Genomic DNA, 21032 nt, shown 5'->3' on the forward strand with positions numbered 1-21032 from the left:
GTTCTCTTGAAATGCGGGGTGCCTTGTCGTAGTTTTCGGGTGGGAGTGCTCTGCAACCCTGCATCGTAAGACCCCACCACGCTTCCTGCCCCTTAGCTGCCGGAGGACCTCTGTGTGCGCGCCACGTCAGCTTGCTCGCCGTTCTTTTCGACCTTCAGGGTCGTTCTCGGTCCGCCTGCCGTTCGAGGGGGCCAGGCTATATCCGGGTGATGGTGTGTGGTTCGAGCGATGTGCCTGCACGGAGCACACTGCTTAGGCCGATTCGCTTTTACCACCTGGACAAGCTTTGGAGGTGTCAGATGAAAGGACGGATACTACCTTTGTGTGCCCTGCTGTGGTTGTACCTGCCGGTGGCCGGATGGGCACAGGGGACGCTGGAAGGGACCGTGCGGGAAGGCGGCACCGGAGAGGTACTTCCCGGGGCACAGGTCCTGCTCGTGAACCTGAATATGGGCGCCGTCACAAACCTCGACGGCGCGTTTCTCATCGAGAACGTTCCGGCCGGGACGCATGCCCTGGAGGTGCGCTTCGTGGGCTACCGTACCCACCGCGCCCAGGTGACCGTCCTGGACGGGCAGGCCACGACGCTCGACATCACGCTCGATGAGGCGGCGATCAACCTGGACGAGGTCGTCGTGACGGGGGCCGGCGGCCCGGTCGAGAAACGCAAGCTGGGCAACTCGATTGCCACGATCGACGCCGCGGCGCTGCAGGCCGCACCCATCCAGACCTTCTCGGATATCTTGCAGGGGCGTGAGCCCGGTCTCGTCGGCCTGCCCTCGGGCGGGCAGACGGGGGAGGGCGCCCGCATCCGCATCCGGGGGTCGGCCAGCCTCTCGCAGAGCAACGAACCCATCATCTACATCGACGGCGTGCGGGCCAACAACGGCGGCGGCCTCACGTTCAACGAGGGCGGTTCGCCCTCCCGCCTGGACGACATCAACCCCGAGGCCATCGAGCGCGTCGAGGTCCTGAAAGGCGCCGCCGCCGCCACGCTCTACGGCTCGGAGGCCTCCAACGGCGTCATCCAGATCTTCACCAAGCGCGGCAACGTGGGACCGCCGCGCTTCAACTTCACCATCCAGCAGGTCGCCAGCGCCTATCCGAAGGTCTATGACCCGAACACCGGCTTCGCCCGGACCCAGGCCCAGGCGGACACCATGGCCAAGTGGCTGGACATCCCCGGCCTGCGTCCCTACCAGCTCGTCGAACGCGAGTTCATGGAAGAGCTCTACGAGACCGGCTACGGGCAAACCTACGCGGCCTCGGTCAGCGGCGGATCGCCGGGCATCACCTACTTCGCCAGCGTGCGCTGGTTCGGGGAGGACGGGCCGTTCGGCGGCAAGGACGGGCGGCGCTATCCGCCGGGCGCCTTCACGCGCGTCGAGGACGTCGTCAAGCGGGCCCAGGCCTCCGCCAGCCTGAACATCTTCCCCACAGATCGTCTCCAGTTCCGGATCACCTCGAACTACACGGACTTCTTCATGGAGACGATGGACTCGAACAACAACATCTACGGCGTGCCCTCGCTGGCCCAGTTCAGCAAGCCGGAGCTGGTCCGCTACAACAACCAGACCGGCACGGTGGCCTTCGCCACGGTCAACGAGGCCATGCAGCAGGAACTGCAGCAGCACGTCAAACGGTTCGTCGGGACGCTGGGCGCCAACTACCGGCCCCTCGACTTCCTGACGCTCGACGGCACCTTCGGCGTCGACTTCACCACGCAGAAGGACACCGACGTGCGCCCCTTCGGGTGGAACATCGACGGCTTCTCGGGCAGCGAGCCCGACGGCAGCCGCGACAACCGGACCACCAACACGCTGCAACTGACCTTCGACGTCAAGGGGACGATGCAGCACCAGCTCACCGAGAAGATCGAGTCCACGTTCCTGTTCGGGTCGCAGGGCTTCATCACCAACCAGGACATCCTCCAGGGCAGCGGGGTCAACTTCCCCGGTCCCGGCTTTAACGTGGCCGGGGCGGCCGCCGTCGAGGACGTCTTCGAGTTCTTCTCCGAGATCGTCAACGTGGGCGTCTTCTTCCAGGAGCAGATCGGCCTGAACAACTACATCTACCTCACGGCCGGCGGGCGCCTCGATGCCAACTCGGCCTTCGGCTCCGACTTCAGCACGATCTTCTATCCGAAGCTCTCGGCCTCGTTCATCCCGTCGGACGCCGCATTCTGGCGCCCGATCGGGCCGATCTCGTCCCTCCGGTTCCGGACGGCCATCGGGCAGTCGGGCCTGCAGCCCGGTGCCTTCGACGCCCTGACGACCTACGGCGCGATCTCCTCGCAGAACGGCGCCGGCATCGTGCCGAGCAACCTGGGCAACCCCGAGCTGAAGCCGGAGATCGCCACCGAGTGGGAGCTCGGCATGGAGGCGGGCCTGTTCAACGATCGCCTCGGCCTGGAAACCACCTACTGGGACCGCACCGTCAAGGATGCCCTCATCGACCGGCAGTTTCCCGTCTCGGGCGGCTTCCGGGCACGCCAGCTCGACAACATCGGCGAGTTGAAGGCCAAGGGCCTGGAGCTGGAGGTCAACGCCCTGGTCTACAATACCCCCCAGACGTCGGTCAACGTGTTCGCCAACGCGGCCTACCTGTGGGAGCAGGTCACCGACATGGGCGGGGCGCCCCCGATCAAAGTGGGTGGGAGCTACCCCCGCTACCGGAACTACATCGTCGAGGGCTACGCGCCCGGCACCAACTTCGGCGCGAAACTGCTGGAGGTACCGGCCGGCTCTCTCCCCGTCGACTTCAACGGCGATGGCAGCCCGGACACCGAGGCCCAGGTGCTCGACTACCTGGCCGGCCTGACCCCGAGCAGTGCCCGCCTGCCCAACACGACGACCGTCGTCCTCCTGGCTGACGACCCCAACCCGGATGACGCCCTCACGGGGAACCTGACCCACTTCCTGGGCAAGCCGACGCCGGACTGGTCCGGCTCCTTCGGGGCCTCGGTCAAGTTCCTGGGCAACTTCACCTTCTACACCCTCTTCGAGTACAAGACGGGCAACTACTACGTCAACAACCTGACCGGGGCCTTCCGAAACGCCAACCCGGTCATCGGCCGCAACACGCCGAAGTCCGCCAAAGTGGAACTGGACTATATCACCGGCGGGGTGGACGCCAACGGCAACCCGCAGAACGATCCGAACGTGCGGCTCGAGGCGCTCAAGGTGTGGCTCAACGAGCTGCTGGCTCTCTCGCCCTTCAGCGGGCTCAACACCATCAAGCCGGCCGACTTTGTTCGCTGGCGCGAGGCGAGCCTGACGTACAACTTCCCGCGTTCGATTACGGACCGGCTGCGGGTGCGGAACCTCTCGCTCTCGATCGCCGCCCGTAACCTGGCCCTGTGGACGAAGTACGACGGCGTCGATCCCGAGTTGAACGCCGTCGGGCGGGGTGCCGGCAGCCAGCTCGACCAGAACTTCCTGGACGGTGTCGAGGCCTTCGGCTTTGCCATCCCGCGCACCTTCGTCTTCACCCTCCGCATGGGCCTGTAGTGAGGCGTTGCACGTTAACCCCTGGACGTGATGGTACGTGACCTTACGGATCCGAATGTCATCCCTGCGAACGGACCGGGGGCGTGTACCATGAACCGAACGAAAAACACGGTTTTGTCATGAATAGATGGATCAAAGGCGCGGCACCGGTGCTGAGCACGCTGCTGCTGGCCGCTTTCCTGTGGACCGGGTGCGACATCCTCGATGTCGAGAACCCGAACAACCTGATCGAGGACGACCTCAACAACCCGGCGGCGGCGGGTCCGATGGCCAACGGGGCCGAGGCGGCCGTGGCCCGGGCCCTCTCTTTCGTCTACGCACCCTACTCGGTGGCCACCGACGAGATGACGTGGGTCGGCTCCCGCGACGCCTGGGGCCAGCTCGACAACGGCGTCATCGACTTCCCCGGCAACGAGTTCTCGGACCAGGCCTATCCCTATGTGGGAGAGGCCCGCTGGATGACGGACGAGTTCGCGAAGCGGCTCGAAGCCTTCCGCGAGCAGGGCGCCGGAAATTCACCGGCCCAGATGCGGGTCTACCTCTACAAGGCAATCATCTATACGACGATTGCCGACATGTTCGATGACTTCACCATCTCGGACCGGACGGAGCCGGGGCCGCCCGTCGGGCCGCAGAACATGGGCACGCTCTACGACGAGGCCCTCAGTGCCGTCAACAAGGCGCTGGCGCTGGGGCCGACGGGTGAACTCGAAGCGGCCCTGCTGGGCATGAAGGCCCGCATCGTGCATGGCAAGGCCGTCTGGCAGAAGGTCAACCCGGTCGACACCGCCAACCCGCTCGTCAGTGCCGGGGCCGCTGAGGCGGCTGCCGCCCTGGCCAAGATGGACCCCGACTTCCGCTACCAGATGGTCTTCGACGGGGGCTTCCAGCTTGCGAACTACATGGCCAGCGAGGTCAACAACCGCCTCGAGTTCACCTTCACCGACACGTGGGTGCGGCGTAACGCGGCCGGCAACAAGGTGGAGGAGGTCACCTATCCGGACATGATCGACGGCGTGGTGCATCCTTACCTCCAGGAAGTCATCGAAACGTACGTGGCCGAGCGGGAATACTCGGACATCACGGTCGTCTCGGCCCGTGAAATGCACCTGATCCTGGCCGAAGCCGCCCTGGCCGGGGGCGACATGAACGGCTTCACCACCCACATCAACAACCTGCGGGCGCTCGACGGCCTCTCGCCCTACAGCGGTCAGGTCGATGCCCGCCAGTTGCTGATCGAGTCGCGGGCGGTGAACCTGTTCCTGCAGGGCCGTCGCCTGGCCGACCTCTACCGCTTCGGCCTGCGCTCGCCCGAGTGGGTCGATACGGCGCCGGCCGTCACCCGGCCCGGCACGTTCCTCCCGATCACCAGGATCGAGATCGAAGCCAACCCGCTCGTGCAGTAGACCCGGTCTGCGCAGCGTACAGACCCCGCGTGAATCACCTGCCTGCGGCGTGATACGGCCTCCGGCGTTTTTCCCGTCCGGGAACGCCCAGCGCCGGAGGCCAGCACGTCGCAGGGCCGGACAAGGCGGATGGGCATGCAACGGCATACCGGGACCCGGGCGCTGGCCGGCTTCGTGCTGGCCGGCCTGCTGGCAGGGTGCGGCCTCTTCGGCACGGACCCGCCTACCGAGGCACGCCTGCGCCTCGACGGAACGACGGGCACCGGCACCGTGCTCGTCGTCTCCACCAACTTTCTCTCGCAACGCCAGGCCCTCTTCGACGCCGACGGCCTCTACCGGGGCGACACCCTGCTCGTCCAGCTTTTCGAGGCCGACACGTTCAACGTCGTCCTCCCGTTTGAGCAAACCTACGACATCCGCACGTTCAGCCAGTTTTTCGCCCATATTCGCCGGCTCGATCCGCAGGGCGACAGCCTGCGGGCCCGCCTCTGGATCGACGGCCGGCTCCGGAGCGATCAGCAACCCGGAACCCATCAGGATTCCGTCCTCATCGTCTACAACTTCCGGAGCCGGATCATCGAGCCGGATGACGACAACTTTTAACCAGATGGAGCGTCAGGCATGCGTCGGTTGTGGATCGTGCTGCTGATGGTGGCCGTGCTGGCCGGTGCCGGCTGTGACTTCTTCGGGTCGGACCGGGAAGGCGGTTCGGGTGATCCCGAGGGCGGGGACGGCGGCAGCGACCAGACGCTCGTGGAACAACGTCCCGGAGCGGGAACCTGAGCCTGCACCCCGGATCGCGCGATCGCTTCGGACATACAAACCGCAAGCGGTACCGGCCGGTAAAGCGGCAGGAAGGTCATGAACGGATGGCGCATCGTATGGATCGGAGCCTGGCTGCTCGGAGCCGGGGTGCTCGCGGCACAGGCCCAGCCGCAGCTCCGCGCCTACGGTACGCTCACGGGGCAGGTCTATGACGCCGAGACGGGCGAGCCCCTCTCCGGCGCCAGCGTGTTTCTCGCCGGCACGCTGGCCGGTGCGGCTACCGACGCCCGGGGCGGCTTCATCCTCGAGAACGTTCCGGCGGGGACCTACGAGCTGGTCGCCTCGTTCGTGGGCTACGCGGCCGAAGCGCAGCCGGTACGGCTGGCCGGCGCCGACACGCTCGCCTTCACCTTTCGCCTGGAGCCCCGCCCCGTCGAGGCCGGTGCCGTGGAGGTCGTCGCCCTCTCCGACCGCACGCGCCGGCGCTGGTTCGAGCGGTTCCGCCGGTTCTTCCTGGGCGTCTCGGAGAACGCGTCGAAGTGCGAGATCCTCAACCCCGAGGTGCTGGCGTACGAGGTCGCCGAGGATGAGCGGGAACGCTTCATCGTGCGGGCACAGGCCCCGCTGCTGATCGAAAACCGGGCCCTCGGCTACCGGCTCCATTTCGTCCTGGACGAGTTCGAACTGCGCGAGCGGCAGCGCTTCGTGAAGTACCGCGGGCGGGTGGGCTTCACCGAGCTGACGCCGGCCGACGAGGAGGAGCGGAAAGCCTGGGCGCGCCGCCGGCGAGCGGCCTATGAAGGCTCCTTTCGCCATTTTCTGACGGCCCTCGTGCGGGATCGCCTCTGGGATGAGGGCTTCATGTTGCTCTCGGAAGAGAAAGCCCGGCAGTCGCTCTATGCCGGGGTGCCCGGCGGCCGGCCCGCCCCCCGCGTCAGCGGCGTCGAACCGCACGAGATCCTCTTTCCCGGCGACCTGCCCTTCGAACGACGGCTCGACTTTCCGGGCTACCTGAAGGTCGTCTATTTCAGGGAACGGCCTGCAGCCCCGTACCTGAAGTTCCGGGAGTTCGCCGCCCGGCGTATGCCCACCAGCGACGACGAGCAGATCTCCTACATTGCCCTCAACCGGCCCGGCGTTCTCGTGACGACCGACGGGATCGTGGAGGATACGTACGCCGTGACGAAGTTCGGTTACTGGTACTTCGAGCGGGTGGCGGAGATGCTGCCGCGGGAGTATCATCCGGAAGGCGCGGAGGTGCCGGTGGCCGGGGCGGATCTGACGGAGGCCGCGCTCCAGGCGGCCGTCGCCGCGGGGGTGCGGGCGGTGGCGCAGGAGGCCTATGAGGAGGCCGTGGGGCATCTGGCCCCCGTGCTGGCCACGGCCCCCGGCTTTTTCACCGGGGAGGCCGGGGCCGCGGCCTACTGGCTCGGGGTCGCCTACGAAGCCCTGGACCGCCCCGCCGCGGCCCGCCGGGCCTGGCAACAGGGCCTCGACGGCCTGGCCGGGCGGCAACGCTTCGAGATCCGCATGGCCGATGCGTTCATCCGCAACGTCTTCACCCGGCAGGACCGCGACGCCTATGAACAGGCGGCCGGGGCCTACCTGACCCTGCTCGAACGCGCCGGACAGGACCTGCCCCCTGCCGAGGCCGGGATCGTCCGCCGGCACGTGGCCCAGATGCTGCCCGTCCTCTCCGACGAGGAGCGCCGCCGGGTGGTCGAGGGGACGCCGGGGCCACTCGGGCAGGGCCTGCGGCTGCATCCGGACGCCGGCGCGTTCCTGGCCACCTGGTGGCGGCGGCAGGATCCGCTGCCGGCCACAGCGCTCAACGAACGCGTGGCCGAACACCTGGCCCGCGTGGCCTATGCCCTCCGGCATTTTGCCTTCGACGGGGCCCTCGCGGGCTTCGACGACCGGGGGACGGCCTACGTGCGCTACGGGCCCCCCTACTCGAAGAACGCGATCGTCGTGGACGTGGCCCGGGCCACCCAGGTGCTGCGCATGAACGGCTATGCCCTGCCCGGCCCGCTCATCCCTCCGGTGAACGAACTCTGGACCTATCGCCACGTCGACGACCGGATCTACTATCTCTTCGTCCAGAAGGAGGGGCGTTACCAGGAGGCTTCGTCCGAAGACCTCATCCCGGAGACGTTGCGGGATGCGCACAAGCGCCGGGGGGTCGGGCACACGAATCCCATCACGATCAGTAACCCTTCGGGCGATCAGCTGCCGGCCAACCAGGTGATGGCCGAGGCCCTGTTTGCGCTCTGGAAGGAAGTGTATGCCCAGCTGGCCCTTTATCACCCCGACTTCGAGCGGCCGTATGAGGAACTGGAGCGGCAGGAGGCGGACATCCGGGCCACGCGGGCCGGCAGTGCCCGGACGATCTCGGCTTCGGCCCTCTCGTTCGTGAACAGCACCGAAGCCCGTTTCGAGGCACAGGCCCGGGAGGCCCGGCGCCGGCGTGAAGCGGAAGCGCCCCGCTTCCACTCCCGGATCGGCGGCATGCTGGAGCCACTCTCCGTCGCGTACCGCACGGCCCGCTTCCTCGATCCCGACGGCACCACCCGCACCGAACTGTACTGGAGCCACGTGCCCGGGACCCTGCCGATGAGCCGTCGCCTGCGCCAGGAGCACTGGCCCGGGGAAGCCGCCCCCCCCGGCCGCTTCTACCTCACGATGACGATGACCCTCTTCTCCGAGGACTATCGCCGCCGGGTACCTACCGAAGCCCGCTACCTCGCCGCCGACCTCCCGGCCGGCGCCCCGGCACCCGTCCAGATCGCCACCGTCACCGGCGTGACCGCGCCCTATCACCTGGCCGTACAGTGGGATCAGTACCTGCCGGGGAACGTCGCCGAAGGCGGCCAGCCCGGCGCCTATCTCCGGACCGCCACCGCCCGGTTCGACGGGCTCCAGCCCCTGCAGGCCGATCCCGCCGTGCTCGAGATGAGTGACCTCAAACCCGTCTACCTGGAAGCCCCGGACCGGCCCGTGGCGCTGGAAAACGCCGGCGACGCCACGGCACCGGTGCCGTTCCCGTTCCGCACGCTCCACCCCGGCATGGACCTGGCGCTGGCCTTCGAGGTGTACCACCTGGCCTATGGCGACGACGAGCAGGTGCACTATGACATCGAAGTCGAAGTCGTGACCGACCCCGGGGGGCGTGCCGTGCGTCGCACCTCGGCCCGGACCCGGAACACCGGCTCCGACACGACGGCCCGTGAACTCATCGGGATCGACCTGCGCCGCGTCGATACGGGGCCCGTGCGCCTCGTCGTGCGGGTGACGGACACGGTGACCGGCCGCACGGTGGAGCGGTCCATCGACTTCGACCTGGCACGCTGAGGCCACCCGGACGCCACCTTCCCCTTCCCGCTCACCGGCCTACTTCCACACCGCCCTACGGCTCACCTTCTCTCGGAGAGCCGGTTCAGGAAAGCCCGGGCGTGGGTGTTACCGGGGTCGAGTTCGAGCACTTTCTCGAACATCTGACGGGCTTCGCGGGGCCGGCCGGCCTGCAGGTAGACGAGGCCCAGGCTGCCGTAGCCGGCCGGATGGTCCGGTGCCGCCACGATGGCCCGGTAGAACTGGGCCGCCGCCTCGTCCAGCTCGTTCCGGGCCAGATGGAAGGACCCCAGCTGGATGAACGCGTCGGCCAGGTCCGGGTCGAGCCGGGCGGCTTCGGCGAAGGCCTGTGCGGCGTCGTCGGGGCGGCGGGCTTCGAGGTAGAGCAACCCCAGGTTGTACCAGGCCTTCGGGCGATGCACCGGGTCGAGTCGGACGACGGTTTCCAGCCGGGAGCGGGCCTGTTCCTTGAACCCGGCTTTCAGGAGGGCGTCGGCGAGCTTGACCTGTGCCTCGATGAGTTTCGGCTGGAGGGCGACGGCCCGTTCGTAGGCGGCGATGGCGGCGTCTTCCCGGCCGCGTGCCTCCAGGACGGCGCCGTGCCAGAAGTGGACCCAGGCGTGCTCCGGGTAGGCCCGGGCGGCGTCGTCCAGGACGCGGGCGGCAGCTTCGAGAGAGTCGATCTCGGCCAGTGCACGCCCCAGGGCGATGCGTGCCTCGACGTGGTCGGCACCCGCCCGGAAGCCGCGCCGGGCATAGAGCCGCACGGAGTCCAGGTAGGCCGGAACCCGGTGCATCGTTTCGTAGAAGTCGAAGTAGGCGATGGCCGTCTCCAGGTCAGTCGCCGGTGTGCGGCGGGTGCGCGGGATGAGGAGATGCTCGCTCCGGTCGGCTTCGAGCAGGGCCGTCAGGCGCAGGGGCGCGGGGCTGTCGAAGGCGGGGCGGGCGGTCGCGGGATCCCGGGGCGGTCCGGGTCGCCGGCGGATCCAGTGGTCGGTGAAGACCACGTGGGGCACGTTGGTGGTGCCGCCCTGCTGCATGTGGCACCCGACGCAGTTGCCCGAAGCGGCCCGGGCGGGCGCGTCGGCCTCCGGCCGGGTGCAGATGGCCTCGTGACCGGCATCGTGGCACTGGAGGCAGGCGCGGTTGTAGTGGTCGGGGGGGAGCAGGGCTTTCGGCCGGTGCGGGTCGTGACAGGTCGTGCAGGTCATCGCGCTCTGCCGGTAGCAGGCGCTCTTCGCCAGCCGCACCGGATGGGAGTCGATCCCGACGGCTTCCGGGTCGGTCAGCTCCGTTTCCGGGACGAAAACGGTGCGGTGTGCGGCCAGCGGCGTCCCGGGGCGGTAGGTGGTCGGGTCCTCGCCGGGCTTGAAGACGAGCACACCGGCCAGATGGCACTGCAGGCAGGTTGAGAGCTGCCCGCCCCGGTCGAGGTGGGCGGGGTTGACGATGGTGGGATCGGGCGTGCCGGGCTCCGCCGGGGCTGCCTCGCGCCACCGGGCGACGTGGCGCGAGGCCGGGCCGTGGCACCGCTCGCACGTGATGCCCGTCGGCACCTCGGTGTAGTGGTTCTGGGTGAAGGGGGTGTGGGTCACCGGCCCGTTATGGCAGGTGATGCAGGCCACGTTGATCTGGCGTTCGAACCGGTCGTTGGCTTCGGCATAGCCCGGGCTCATGTCCCATCGCCCGGCATGGACGTACCACGTCAGCGGCATCTCGGTCAGGTAGCCGTTCACCTCCATGAGGTAGGAGCGGGTCGCGTTGCCCGAGCCGATGACGTAGGCAGCGGCGTGTGCGCGCTCGTGCAGGACGTTGCCGTCCGCGTCGGTGCGAAGCTCGCGCTGGTAGAGGGTGTCCTGCCGGACGAAGGCCTCGTAGGCCAGGCGGGAGGCGGGATGTGGCACGCGGGTGCCGTCGAAGCGCTCGGGTGCCGCGGCCGGGTCGAAGCGTGCGACGGAACGGGCCTTGTTCGTCCGGGCATAGGCCGCCGCGATGTCCGGATGGCAGGACGCACAGGCGGCATCGCCCACGTAGGCGCCGCCGGCAGGCAGGGACGCCGGCGTCGTCGGAGCCGGGGGGGGCACCGGATCGCCGGGGGTGCAGCCCGGGGGCCACAGCAGGGCCAGAAGGAGGACGAAACCGGATAAACGACCCATGGCGGTGAGAGAAAGGCACAACGACCCCGCCAATCTAACCTTTGCAGGGTGTCTTCCACAAACGAAACCGGAGGCATCACCGGGTCGGGGCAGGGTGCGCCGGAAGCCCGCGTTCCGTATTTTCTGATCCCCACCGGTCGTCATCGTTCAGAACCCGCCATGCTCGACTTTCATCGCCTGCAATCCCAGCTTGCCGACTTCAGCGCGTACCAGACCCGGGAGGCGGCGCTGACGGCCTCGCGGTTGCGACGGGCGCTGGCGGCGCTGGAAGCGTGCCGCCCGGCGTGGGAGGGGCTGCGGGAGAAGGTGGCCGCCGCCCGTCCGAAGTGGCTCGTGGCCGGCCTGCGGGCCGATCCGGGCGGGGTGCACCACTGCGGTCCCCGCCCCACCCCGGTGACCGTCGTCGCCACCGACGGCTCCCAGATCTTCCCCGATCGTCACGTGGAGCCGACGTGTTACCTGCTCAACGTCAGCCGGATCGCCTTTCAGTACGGCACCCGCGAGCGCCCGCTGATGGAAGCCGTGCCCGTGTTCCGCTACCGCCGCACCGAGCTCGACGCGCTCGAAGACCCGCTCCTGGACGGCGCCACGGCCGAGGTCGTCTCTGCCCTCCGCGACGAGATCGAGCTGCGCGAGCTGCTGGATACCGCGAAGGCCGCGCGCCTGCCAGGCCGGCCGCTGGTCGCCCTGGCCGACGGGACGCTCATCCGCTGGATGATCCGGCGCATGCAGAACCGCGCGCTCGAGGCGCAACTCATCGAACGCTACACCGAAATTCTGAGCGGTTTCCGGGACGAGGGCCTGCCCCTGTGCTCCTACATCAGCATGCCCGCCAACACCGAGGTGGTCAATCTGCTGCGCCTCTTTCTCGACGAACCCGAGGAGACAGGCGATGGGACAACGCCGCCGGACCCCGAACAGACCCTCGCCGGGCTGACCGACCGGCGCCTCTTCGAGGCCGTGCTGCCGCCCGGAGCCCGCTCGGCCACGTTCGAGTCGGCCTCGCACATCCAGCGCGAATACGGGGAGGACCGCATCTGCTATTTCTACCTCCACGTGCCCCTGCCCGGCGGCGGAGAGATCGGCCGGGTGGAGATCCCCTGCTGGGTGGCCGACGACGAGCGCCTCGTGGACCTCGTTCACGCCGTCGTGCTCAGCGAGTGCGAGAAGGGGAACGGCTACCCCATGATCCTTTCGGAAGCCCACGAACGCGCCGTCATCCGGGCCCAGGAGAAGGCGCTGTTCTATGAGCTGATCGAGCGCGAGATGCGGGGGAAAGGGCTCTCGTACGCCGGTTCGCGCAAGCAGGCCTCGAAGCGGCGGCCGGTCGTGTGAGGGAACGGCGCTTTTCCGCCCCGTCTTCATGGTCCGCCCCCGGTTCGTGCGTGTATATTTCGGGCGCTGGTGGGATCAAGGCAGCAGATCGACGTGGAAAACAGGCTCGGCGAAGTGATCGCTTCGAACACCCGGTCGTGGGAGGCCGAGGTCTACCGGGAGGCGGAAGCTCCGGCGTTCGGGGCCTGGGTGAAGGTGGCCCATCCGGGCGGGACGGTGCTCTACGGGGTCGTGAGCCACGTCGAGATCGGCAGCTACGAGCCGCACCGGCGCGCCGTGGCCTTCGGGATGACGCCGGAGGAACTCGAGCGGGAGATGCCGCAGGTGCTGGCGCTGTTGCGCACCACGTTCCGGACCCAGGTGCTCGCCCACCGCGATGCACGGGGCCGGCTCCGCCAGACCTTCCCGCCGCATCCGGCACCCATCCACGGCTTCGTCCAGGCCTGCACGGCCGACGAGGTGCGGGCGCTCGGCCCGCCGTTCGATTACCTCCGCACCCTCATCCAGAGCCCCGACCCCGCCGTGCCGGTGGACGACCTCGTCGTGGCCGTCCTGCGCGGTCGCTACGACGCCTTCGGCGAGGGCCCCGACGGCGAAGCCGACCTCATCGCCGCCGGACGGGTGCTCAGCCGCCTCCTGGACGACGACCACGAACGCCTCCAGTCCATCCTCCGCCGCATCGTGGACTGACCACGCTGCCACATGCGGGTTGAAAAGGGAAGGGTTGAGGACGGCCCCGTCACGGCTCGGACCCGACCTGTTCAAACCGCCGGCTGCAACCCGTCAAAAGATCAGCCCGATGCGGAAGGGCAGGGCAAATTCGACGTTTTCCTCCCCGATGATGAGGGCCGGGTTCAACTCGTAGAAGAGGGAGGTTTCGTGCAGGGCGCGCACCCACCCGATGCCCAGGTGGAGAGTCGGGCCGGAGACGGTGCGGCGCCGGTCGTTGAGGGGGATGTAGCCGCCGACGCCGCCCAGAACGTAGGGGGCGCTCCGCACCCCCGGCAGCGTGACGATGGCCGACACCTGCGGGTTGAAGATGTACGTGGCCTCGTCCCGTCCTTCCAGGATGAAGCCGGCGAAGCCCAGGTCGAGGGCAAACGACAGGTCGGCGTTCACCGGTGCCGAGGCGCGGCCGATGAACCCGAGCCCGAGCCCGTCCTCGGTGCTGAGCATGGTGTTGAAGCCGAGGCCGAGGCGTGGGGTCATGGGTTGTGCCATCGACGCGGCGGGGCGGCTCGCACACGCGAGCAGCACGACCGTCGTCAGCAGGAGGCCCCGGATCACGTGCCGGTCTATCATCGAAGCGTGCATGGCGTCGAAGGATGCGTCAAGAATGCAGCGTGCGGGTACGACCCGTACCTGTCGTTTCACCCACGGCCGGGCGTAAGGCCCCGTGTCACCGCGCCGTGAGCCTGCGCGAAAATCGGAAAACACGGGGCGTAAAAAAAGGGCTTTGCAGATTTTATACCGGCGCGCCCGGGAGGGGTGGGGCCGGGCGGGGGCGCTTTACGCAAATTTCGAATCTTGCCAGACGCACGTTTTGTAAGTTGGCCGCACGAACCGGCCTGAAAAGCGCTTGCGTGGTCCGAAAACAGGGATTTTCCCGGGAGGCTCGATGATCAAGTTTTGCGTCTGTATCAAGCAGGTGCCCGATGTGAGCGCGCCGGTCCACACCGGGCGGATGGTGCTCAACGCGTACGATGCTTCCGCCGTCGAAGAAGCATTGGTCCTCACGGAGCGATACGGGGGAGAGATCGACCTGGTGCTCATCGGGCCGGCGTCGGCGGCCGAGACGATCCGCAAGGCGCTGGCCATGGGTGCGGACCGGGCCACCCACCTCGTCATCGGCGATGACGAGCGCCCCGACTCGATGGCCGTGGCGAAGATGCTGGCCGACTACCTGGCGAACAAGGACTACGACGTCATCGCCACGGGCAAGCAGGCACAGGACACCGACGCCGGCCTGACGGGCAGCATGCTCGCCGAGCGGCTGGGGCTGCCCTATGCCTCGAACGCTGTCGGCCTGGCCTACGAGGCGGAGACGCGGCAGCTTGTCGTCACCCGCCAGGGTGACGCCGGCCAGGAGATCATCGCGCTGCCGATGCCGTGCCTGGTCACGTGTTCGAACGACATGAACGATCCGCGCATTCCCACCCTCAAGGGCATCATGGGGGCCAAGCGGAAGCCCATCGACACCCGGGAGGTGGCCGTACCCGCCGAAGGCCTGCCGGTGACGAAGGTGCTGGCTTTTGAGCCGGTGCCCGAGCGCGAGCCGGGGCAACGCCTGGAAGGAGAACCGGAAGAGGTGGCCCGGCTGCTCTGCAAGAAACTCGCCGAAGAAGCCCGGGTCCTCTGACGGTGCCGCCCGGCATCCCGGCACGTGGACGCCGAATGTCCGTGCCGTCTCGAACCTTCGACGCTCTATGGCAAAGATCCTCACGTGTATCTCCATCCAGGATGGAAAGGTCCGGCGGTCGTCGCTGGAGGTGCTGACGCGGTGCCGGCAGCTGGCTGCCGCCGGCGGGCACACGCTCGAAGCGGCCATCGTCGACGCCGATGCGGCGGCTCACCTGGATACGGTGAAGGCCTATGGCCCGCAGACGATCTATACGGTCAGCCATCCGGTCTTCCGCCGGCACCTGAACACCCCGGTGCTGGCGGCGCTCACGGCCGTCATCGAGCACGCCCGGCCCGACGTGGTGGCCTTCGCCTCGACGGAGGCCGTGAAAGACGTGCTCGGGGCGCTGGCCGTGCGGGTCGGCGCCGCCGCCCTGCCCGACGTGTCCTCGTTCGAGCTGGTCGACGGCGGGGTGGAGGCCCTGCGCCCGGTGATGGCCGCGAAGATGCTGGCCCGGACGGAGGCCCGGGCGCCCCGGGTGCTCGTCTCGGTGCGGTCCGGCTCCTACACCGCCGAGGAGGCACCCGCCGGCGCTGCCGTGGAGGCGATCCCGTTCACCTTCGACGAGGCTTCGCTCCGGCAGACGCTCCGTGAGGTCGTCACGGCGGCGGGCGGGGCGGTGGACCTGTCCGAGGCCCGGGTGGTGGTGGCCGCCGGGCGCGGGGTGAAGGATGAGGCCGGCAAGCAACTCGTCGAGCGCCTGGCCGGGGTGCTCGGCGCGGCCATCGGGGCCTCGCGGGCCGTCGTCGAGAGCGGCCTCTTTCCCGCCACCGCCCAGATCGGACAGACGGGCAAGGTGGTCTCGCCCGACCTCTACGTCGCCGTCGGCATCTCGGGGGCCATCCAGCACGTGGCCGGCATGCAGAACAGCCGCGTCATCGTGGCCATCAACAAGGATCCGGACGCCCCCATCTTCAAGTACGCCACGTACGGGATCGTGGGCGACCTCTACAAGATCCTGCCGGTGCTTGCCGAGGAACTCGAACGGGTCAAGGCCTGAGACCGCTCGCCGGGGGCGAACACCTGATGGACGAAAAGTTCGACTGCATCATCGTCGGCGGCGGGATCGCCGGGCTGAGCGCCGCCATGATCCTGGCGCGGGCCAACGTGCGCTTCCTGCTCATCGAGCGGGGCGAGTTCTGCGGGGCGAAGAACGTCTCCGGCGGCGTCCTCTGGGGGCGCGACCTGGCCCGCCTCGTGCCCGAATACCACGAGGAGGACGGCTTTGAGCGGTTCGTCAACCACCGGCGGCTGACGTTCATGGACGCGCAGTCCGCCTTTACGATCGACTTCAAGTCCAGCCATTTCGACGCGCCGCCCTACAGCGGCGTCACCGTCCTCCGCGCCCGCTTCGACGCCTGGCTGGCCGAGAAGGTGCAGGCCGCCATCGACGCCAGCGACGTGGCCGACGAATCGTTCCTGGCCACAAACATCCTCGTCGAGGAGGTGCTCATGGAAGACGGCCGGGCCGTGGGCATCCGCGCGGGCGAGGAGAAGTTCTACGCCGACGTGGTCTTGCTGGCCGAGGGCGTCAACAACCTGCTGACCCGCCAGGTGGGCCTGCAGGCGGACTACGTCCCGGCCGACTACGTGGCCGTCGGGGTCAAGGAGGTCATCGGCTTCGACCGCAACGTGCTGGAGGACCGCTTCCAGCTCCGCGGGCGCAGCGGCCTGACGAACGAGTTCGTCGGCTATGCCAGCGGCGGCGTCGAGGGCGGGGGCTTCCTGTACACGAACACCGAATCGGTCTCCCTCGGCCTCGTGCTCGGGATGAAAGACCTGCGCGAGAAGGGGAGAAAACCCTACGATCTCCTCAACGAGTTCAAGGCACACCCTGTGGTGGCGGACATGATCCGGGGCGGGGAGGTGCTCGAGTATTCGGCGCACGTCGTCTCGGTGGGCGACCTGCGGGGCATGCCGCGGGAGGTCTACGCGGACGGCGTGCTCATCGCGGGCGAGGCCGCCGGGCTGCTGCTCAACGCGGGCAGGGCCATCCAGGGGATGGACTACGCCATGCGCTCGGGCATCCTGGCCGCCGAGACGGTCATCGCCGCCCGGGAGCGGGGCGACTTCTCGGCGGCGACGCTGAAAAACTACCGCACGGCGCTGGAGAACAGCTACGTGATGAAGGACCTGCGCACGTTCCAGGACGCCGTCCACCTGCTGCACAGCCCGATGATGTTCGGCCCGGTGCCGGAGCTGATCTGCGACTTCGGGCGGCAGTTCTTCACCGTGGACAGCGCCCCGACGCCCAGGGCCGGCCAGATGCTGCGGGCCGCCATCAAACGCCACGCCTCCTACTGGGACCTCATCAAACTCGGGATCAAGGCGGCCCGGGCGCTGTAGACTGACGCGGTACACGGCCGGAAACGCTTGGCGCCGAACGTGAAACGTTCAGCGCGCAACGCACCAACAGGATCCTCATGCAGAAGCTCTCGATCTCGGAACGGCTCGGGCTGGTCAACTACCGCAACCAGGGGCGGAGCCAGGCGACCCCGCACATTCTCGTCGACACGTCGATCTGCAACAGCGTTTGCCCGCACAAGTGCACCACGTATGTGTGCCCGGCCAACTGCTACACGCTCGACGATGAAGGCCACGTGCATTTCCAGTTCGAGGACTGCATCGAGTGCGGCACGTGCCTGTATGCCTGCGATCAGGGGGCGGTCACCTGGCGCTTCCCCGATCCGGAAACCGGGCGCGGGGTGAACTGGAGCCTGGGTTGAAGACGGCCCTCGGTGCCTGCACAGGCAGATCGGGATATCGACGCACCGTTATGCTGCACGAGAAGATACCGGTGCCGGCTCCCGGGGAATACGCCCCGTTCTATGCCGGCTACGTCGAGGCGGTCGCCGGGGAGGACGTGGCGGAGGTCCTGCGGAGCCAGCCTGTGGAACTGCGGGCGCTGCTGGGGAGCCTCTCGGATGAGGCCGCCCGGTACCGGTATGCGCCCGGCAAGTGGAGCGTGAAGGAGGTGGTCGGCCACCTGACCGACGCCGAGCGGATTCTGGCCTGCCGCCTCCTGCGCATCGCCCGGGGCGACGCAACGCCCCTGCCCGGCTTCGATGAGCAGGCCTATGTGGCCGCCGCCGGGTTCGACCGCCTCCCGCTGGCGTCGTTGCTCGACGGTTTCGAGACGGCGCGCGCCGCCACGCTGGCGCTCGTGGAGACGCTGGCGCCGGAGGACGGGACGCGGCAGGGCACGGCGAACGGAACACCGGTGAGCGTACGTGCGCTGCTCTACATCCTGGCCGGGCACGTCCGGCATCACCAGCGCATCCTGCGCGAACGCTACGCGGCCGTCGTGGCGGGCTGAGCCGGGCCTACTTCTTCTTGCGTCGGCTCACGTATTCGTCGTACATCGCCCGGATCTCGTCGAGGTCGCTGCTGTTGATGAGCCGGAGGTAGCTCGATTTGACGTGGGAGATCTTGTTCCGGTCGAGCATCCGCTGGAGCCAGTCCATCGGGACGCCGGTTTGGCGGCATACTTCCACCGGGGTGAGCGGTTCGACCGGGTCCAGAACGGTCACCTTCATGGTATGCGCCCCCTGCGTGCGTTTGAAGAATTCCAGGCGTATCGGATAAAATCTGGTACGAGGGGCGGGGGGATAAGTTCTGAAAAGAGGGGATTTGAGGGAAGCTGGCCGTATGGTGTGTTTCGTGGTGCGTGGTCCGGGGTATGTGGGATCGTCCCCCCGCGAACGGCCACAACCGGCGCGGTCAGGCGTGGTACTTGAAGCCGAGCAGGCGCAGGCCGTTGAGCGAGACGAGCACGGTGCTGCCCTCATGCCCGACGACGGCCAGCGGTAGTGGCAGGCCGGTCCACAGGATGCCGGCGACCATCGACACGATCACAGCCAGGGCGAAGGTGAGGTTGACCACCAGGGTGCGGCGGGTGGCACGGCTGAGGGCGAAAACGTAGGGGATCTTGTCGAGGGCATCGGCCATGAGCACGATGTCGGCCGTTTCGAGGGCCACGTCGGTGCCGGCGGCCCCCATGGCGATGCCGAGGGTGGCGGTGGCCAGCGCCGGTGCGTCGTTGACCCCGTCCCCGACCATGGCGACGGGGCCGTGCCGGGCTTCGAGGTCGCGGAGCAGGCGCTGCTTGTCCTCGGGGAGCAGGCCGGCATGGAAGGCGTCTAGGCCGGCCTCGGCGGCGATGCGGGCGGCCACGCGCTCGTTGTCGCCGGTGAGCATGACGAGGTGCCGGATACCCAGCCGCCGGAGTTCGCGGATGACGCCGGGGACGCCGGGCCGGAGCACATCGGCGTAGGCGAGCAGCCCCAGCAGGCGCGCCGTGCCGTTTGGCTCGTCTACCTCGGCCACGACCACACACGTCTTGCCCCCGGCCTCCAGACGTTCGACCTCCGCCGCGACGGCCGCGCGGTCCGGCACCGCCAGGTCGTCGAAGAAGCGCACGTTGCCGATGCGATAGGTGCGGCCGTCGACCTCGCCCCGCACGCCGCGTCCGGTGACGGCCTGAAACGCCGCCGCCTCGCCGTGGGCCAGCCCGCGTCCGGCCGCCGCCTCACAGGTGGCGCGGGCCAGCGGGTGCTCGGAGCGAGCCTGGAGGGTGGCCGCCACGCGCAGGAGTTCGTCCTCGGCGACTCCATACGGCTGCACGTCGGTCAGGCGGGGGCGGCCGGCCGTCAGCGTTCCGGTCTTGTCGAAGGCGATCACCCTGACCTCGGCCGCCTTCTCCACGTAGACGCCACCCTTGAACAGCACGCCCCGCCGGGCCGCGTTGCCGATGGCCGAGAGGATGGTGGCCGGGGTACTGATGACGAGCGCGCACGGCGAGGCCGCCACCAGCAGCGTCATGGCGCGGTAGAAGGCCGTTCCGAACGCCTCGCCCAGGAAGACCAGGGGGATCACCACGGCCAGGGCCGTCATCACGACCACCCCGGTGGCATAATACCGCTCGGCGGTGTCGATGAAACGCTGCGTTTCGGCCTTCTCCGCCTGGGCTTCCTCGACGAGTGCGATGAGACGGGCCAGGGTCGATTCCCCGGCCCGGCGGGTGACCCGGACCTCCAGCGCGCCGTCCACGGCGAGGGTGCCGGCGAAGACGGGGTCTCCCGGGGCTTTCTGTACGGGCATCGACTCGCCCGTGACGGAAGCCTGGTCGACGGCGCTCGTGCCGGCCACCACCGTGCCGTCGAGCGGGATACGGTCGCCCGGGCGCAGCACGACGATCTCGCCCACCTCCACCGCCTCGACGGGAAGCGTCTCGGTGGCCGGGCCGCGTCGCACGACTGCCGTGTCCGGGCGGAGCTGCATGAGGGCTTCGATGGCCCGGCGCGTGCGCCGCATCGCGGCATGTTGCAGCACGTTCGAGAGCGAGAAGAGAAACAGGAGGAGGGCGCCCTCGAACGGTGCCCCCACGACGACGGCTCCCAGGGCGGCCAGCACCATCAGCAGGTCGATGTCGATCGTGCCGTGCCGCAGCGAGGCCAGCCCGGCCCGCACGCCAAAGTACCCGCCGGCCGCGTAGGCGGCGGCAAAGAGCAGGGCCGCGAGCACCGGGGCACCGCGCTTCTCGGCGAGGAGCCCGCCCACCATCGCCACGAACGTAACGGCCGTCAGCAGGACCTCCAGCCGGATCGGGGTGAGCCAGGCCCACAGGCCACGTGAAGGACCGGCTTCGCCGGGTCGCCGGTCCGTGATCACCTGCACGCCCAGCGCCTCCACCTGTTCGCGCAGGTGCTCCGGCGTGACCTGCGCCGCGTCGAAGGTCACCTTGAGGACGCCGCTCCGGAAGCTCGCCGAAACCTCGCGGACGCCCGGATGCCGGCCCAGGTTGCGCTCGAAGGTGCGGGCACACGACTCACACGCCCGCCCGCGCGGGGGGACGATCCGCACCAGGCGGGTGCGCAGGTTCCCGGTCGCCATGTCCGTTGCATGCCGGCCGGTCTTGCCGGGACCGTCTTCGGTGCCGCCCGGCTCCTGTGTGCAGGTTGGCGCGGGGGCTTCGATGCACGGGCCGTCCTCGCACGCGCAGGCATCGGCGGCAAGGCCGGCGTCGGTAGGCTGCTGGTCGGGACGGGGGCGATGCATGGCAGGCTACGTCGTTCGGATGCGAAGGTGATACAGGCGCCGGGCGTGCAGG

16 protein-coding genes are annotated in these 21032 nt (G+C 68.6%); 12 read left to right on the top strand and 4 right to left on the bottom strand.

The features are described 5' to 3' along the window. Window positions 1–299 precede the first annotated feature (299 nt). From GQ464_RS15885 to GQ464_RS15905, 5 genes are all read left to right on the top strand, one after another. The gene (locus GQ464_RS15885; protein WP_166973463.1) at window positions 300–3509 is read left to right on the top strand and encodes a SusC/RagA family TonB-linked outer membrane protein; all 3210 of its coding nucleotides are present in this window, start codon (window positions 300–302) and stop codon (window positions 3507–3509) included. A gap of 119 nt (window positions 3510–3628) precedes the next feature. Further along, window positions 3629–4915, top strand: a complete 1287-nt coding sequence (locus GQ464_RS15890; RefSeq protein ID WP_166973466.1) for a RagB/SusD family nutrient uptake outer membrane protein — start codon at window positions 3629–3631, stop codon at window positions 4913–4915. A 135-nt stretch (window positions 4916–5050) separates the two neighbouring features. Further along, window positions 5051–5518 (top strand): hypothetical protein, encoded by a 468-nt coding sequence (locus GQ464_RS15895; RefSeq protein WP_166973468.1) that lies wholly within the window; start codon window positions 5051–5053, stop codon window positions 5516–5518. 18 nt (window positions 5519–5536) lie between these two features. Then, on the top strand, window positions 5537–5698 hold the full coding sequence (locus GQ464_RS15900; protein ID WP_166973470.1) for a hypothetical protein: 162 nt from the start codon (window positions 5537–5539) through the stop codon (window positions 5696–5698). Window positions 5699–5776: 78 nt separating this feature from the next. After that, the gene (locus tag GQ464_RS15905; protein ID WP_166973472.1) at window positions 5777–9031 is read left to right on the top strand and encodes a carboxypeptidase-like regulatory domain-containing protein; all 3255 of its coding nucleotides are present in this window, start codon (window positions 5777–5779) and stop codon (window positions 9029–9031) included. Between the two features lie 62 nt (window positions 9032–9093). Here the strand turns inward: GQ464_RS15905 and GQ464_RS15910 are convergent, their stop codons facing one another. Further along, on the bottom strand, window positions 9094–11187 hold the full coding sequence (locus tag GQ464_RS15910) for a tetratricopeptide repeat protein (RefSeq protein ID WP_166973473.1): 2094 nt from the start codon (window positions 11185–11187) through the stop codon (window positions 9094–9096). Between the two features lie 159 nt (window positions 11188–11346). On the opposite strand from GQ464_RS15910, the gene GQ464_RS15915 reads away from it, so the two are divergent. Both GQ464_RS15915 and GQ464_RS15920 read left to right on the top strand, forming a co-directional pair. Then, window positions 11347–12522: a DNA double-strand break repair nuclease NurA gene (locus GQ464_RS15915; protein WP_166973476.1), complete on the top strand. Its 1176-nt coding sequence runs from the start codon at window positions 11347–11349 to the stop codon at window positions 12520–12522. A 93-nt stretch (window positions 12523–12615) separates the two neighbouring features. Then, window positions 12616–13212: a hypothetical protein gene (locus GQ464_RS15920; protein ID WP_166973478.1), complete on the top strand. Its 597-nt coding sequence runs from the start codon at window positions 12616–12618 to the stop codon at window positions 13210–13212. 93 nt (window positions 13213–13305) lie between these two features. Here GQ464_RS15920 and GQ464_RS15925 read toward each other — a convergent pair whose 3' ends face one another. After that, window positions 13306–13836 (bottom strand): hypothetical protein, encoded by a 531-nt coding sequence (locus GQ464_RS15925; RefSeq protein WP_166973480.1) that lies wholly within the window; start codon window positions 13834–13836, stop codon window positions 13306–13308. Between the two features lie 304 nt (window positions 13837–14140). Here GQ464_RS15925 and GQ464_RS15930 point away from each other — a divergent pair, with 304 nt between their 5' ends. The 5 genes from GQ464_RS15930 (at window position 14141) to GQ464_RS15950 (ending at window position 18239) form a co-directional block, all read left to right on the top strand. Next, window positions 14141–14881, top strand: a complete 741-nt coding sequence (locus GQ464_RS15930; RefSeq protein ID WP_228350361.1) for an electron transfer flavoprotein subunit beta/FixA family protein — start codon at window positions 14141–14143, stop codon at window positions 14879–14881. 67 nt (window positions 14882–14948) lie between these two features. Further along, on the top strand, window positions 14949–15923 hold the full coding sequence (locus GQ464_RS15935) for an electron transfer flavoprotein subunit alpha/FixB family protein (RefSeq protein ID WP_166973482.1): 975 nt from the start codon (window positions 14949–14951) through the stop codon (window positions 15921–15923). 26 nt (window positions 15924–15949) lie between these two features. Beyond that, window positions 15950–17269, top strand: coding sequence for an FAD-dependent oxidoreductase (locus tag GQ464_RS15940; RefSeq protein ID WP_228350362.1), 1320 nt, complete (start codon window positions 15950–15952; stop codon window positions 17267–17269). Between the two features lie 77 nt (window positions 17270–17346). Then, the gene (locus GQ464_RS15945; RefSeq protein ID WP_166973485.1) at window positions 17347–17649 is read left to right on the top strand and encodes a ferredoxin family protein; all 303 of its coding nucleotides are present in this window, start codon (window positions 17347–17349) and stop codon (window positions 17647–17649) included. Window positions 17650–17699: 50 nt separating this feature from the next. After that, entirely contained in the window at window positions 17700–18239 is a 540-nt protein-coding gene (locus tag GQ464_RS15950; RefSeq protein ID WP_166973488.1) for a DinB family protein, read from the top strand. A gap of 7 nt (window positions 18240–18246) precedes the next feature. Here the strand turns inward: GQ464_RS15950 and GQ464_RS15955 are convergent, their stop codons facing one another. Both GQ464_RS15955 and GQ464_RS15960 read right to left on the bottom strand, forming a co-directional pair. Next, the gene (locus GQ464_RS15955; protein WP_166973491.1) at window positions 18247–18459 is read right to left on the bottom strand and encodes an excisionase family DNA-binding protein; all 213 of its coding nucleotides are present in this window, start codon (window positions 18457–18459) and stop codon (window positions 18247–18249) included. Between the two features lie 184 nt (window positions 18460–18643). Beyond that, window positions 18644–20980 carry a heavy metal translocating P-type ATPase gene (locus GQ464_RS15960; RefSeq protein WP_228350363.1) on the bottom strand — a complete coding sequence of 779 codons (2337 nt, stop codon included), beginning with the start codon at window positions 20978–20980 and terminating at the stop codon, window positions 18644–18646. Window positions 20981–21032 lie beyond the last annotated feature (52 nt).

The organism is Rhodocaloribacter litoris (assembly GCF_011682235.2).
Taxonomy (GTDB): domain Bacteria; phylum Bacteroidota; class Rhodothermia; order Rhodothermales; family ISCAR-4553; genus Rhodocaloribacter; species Rhodocaloribacter litoris.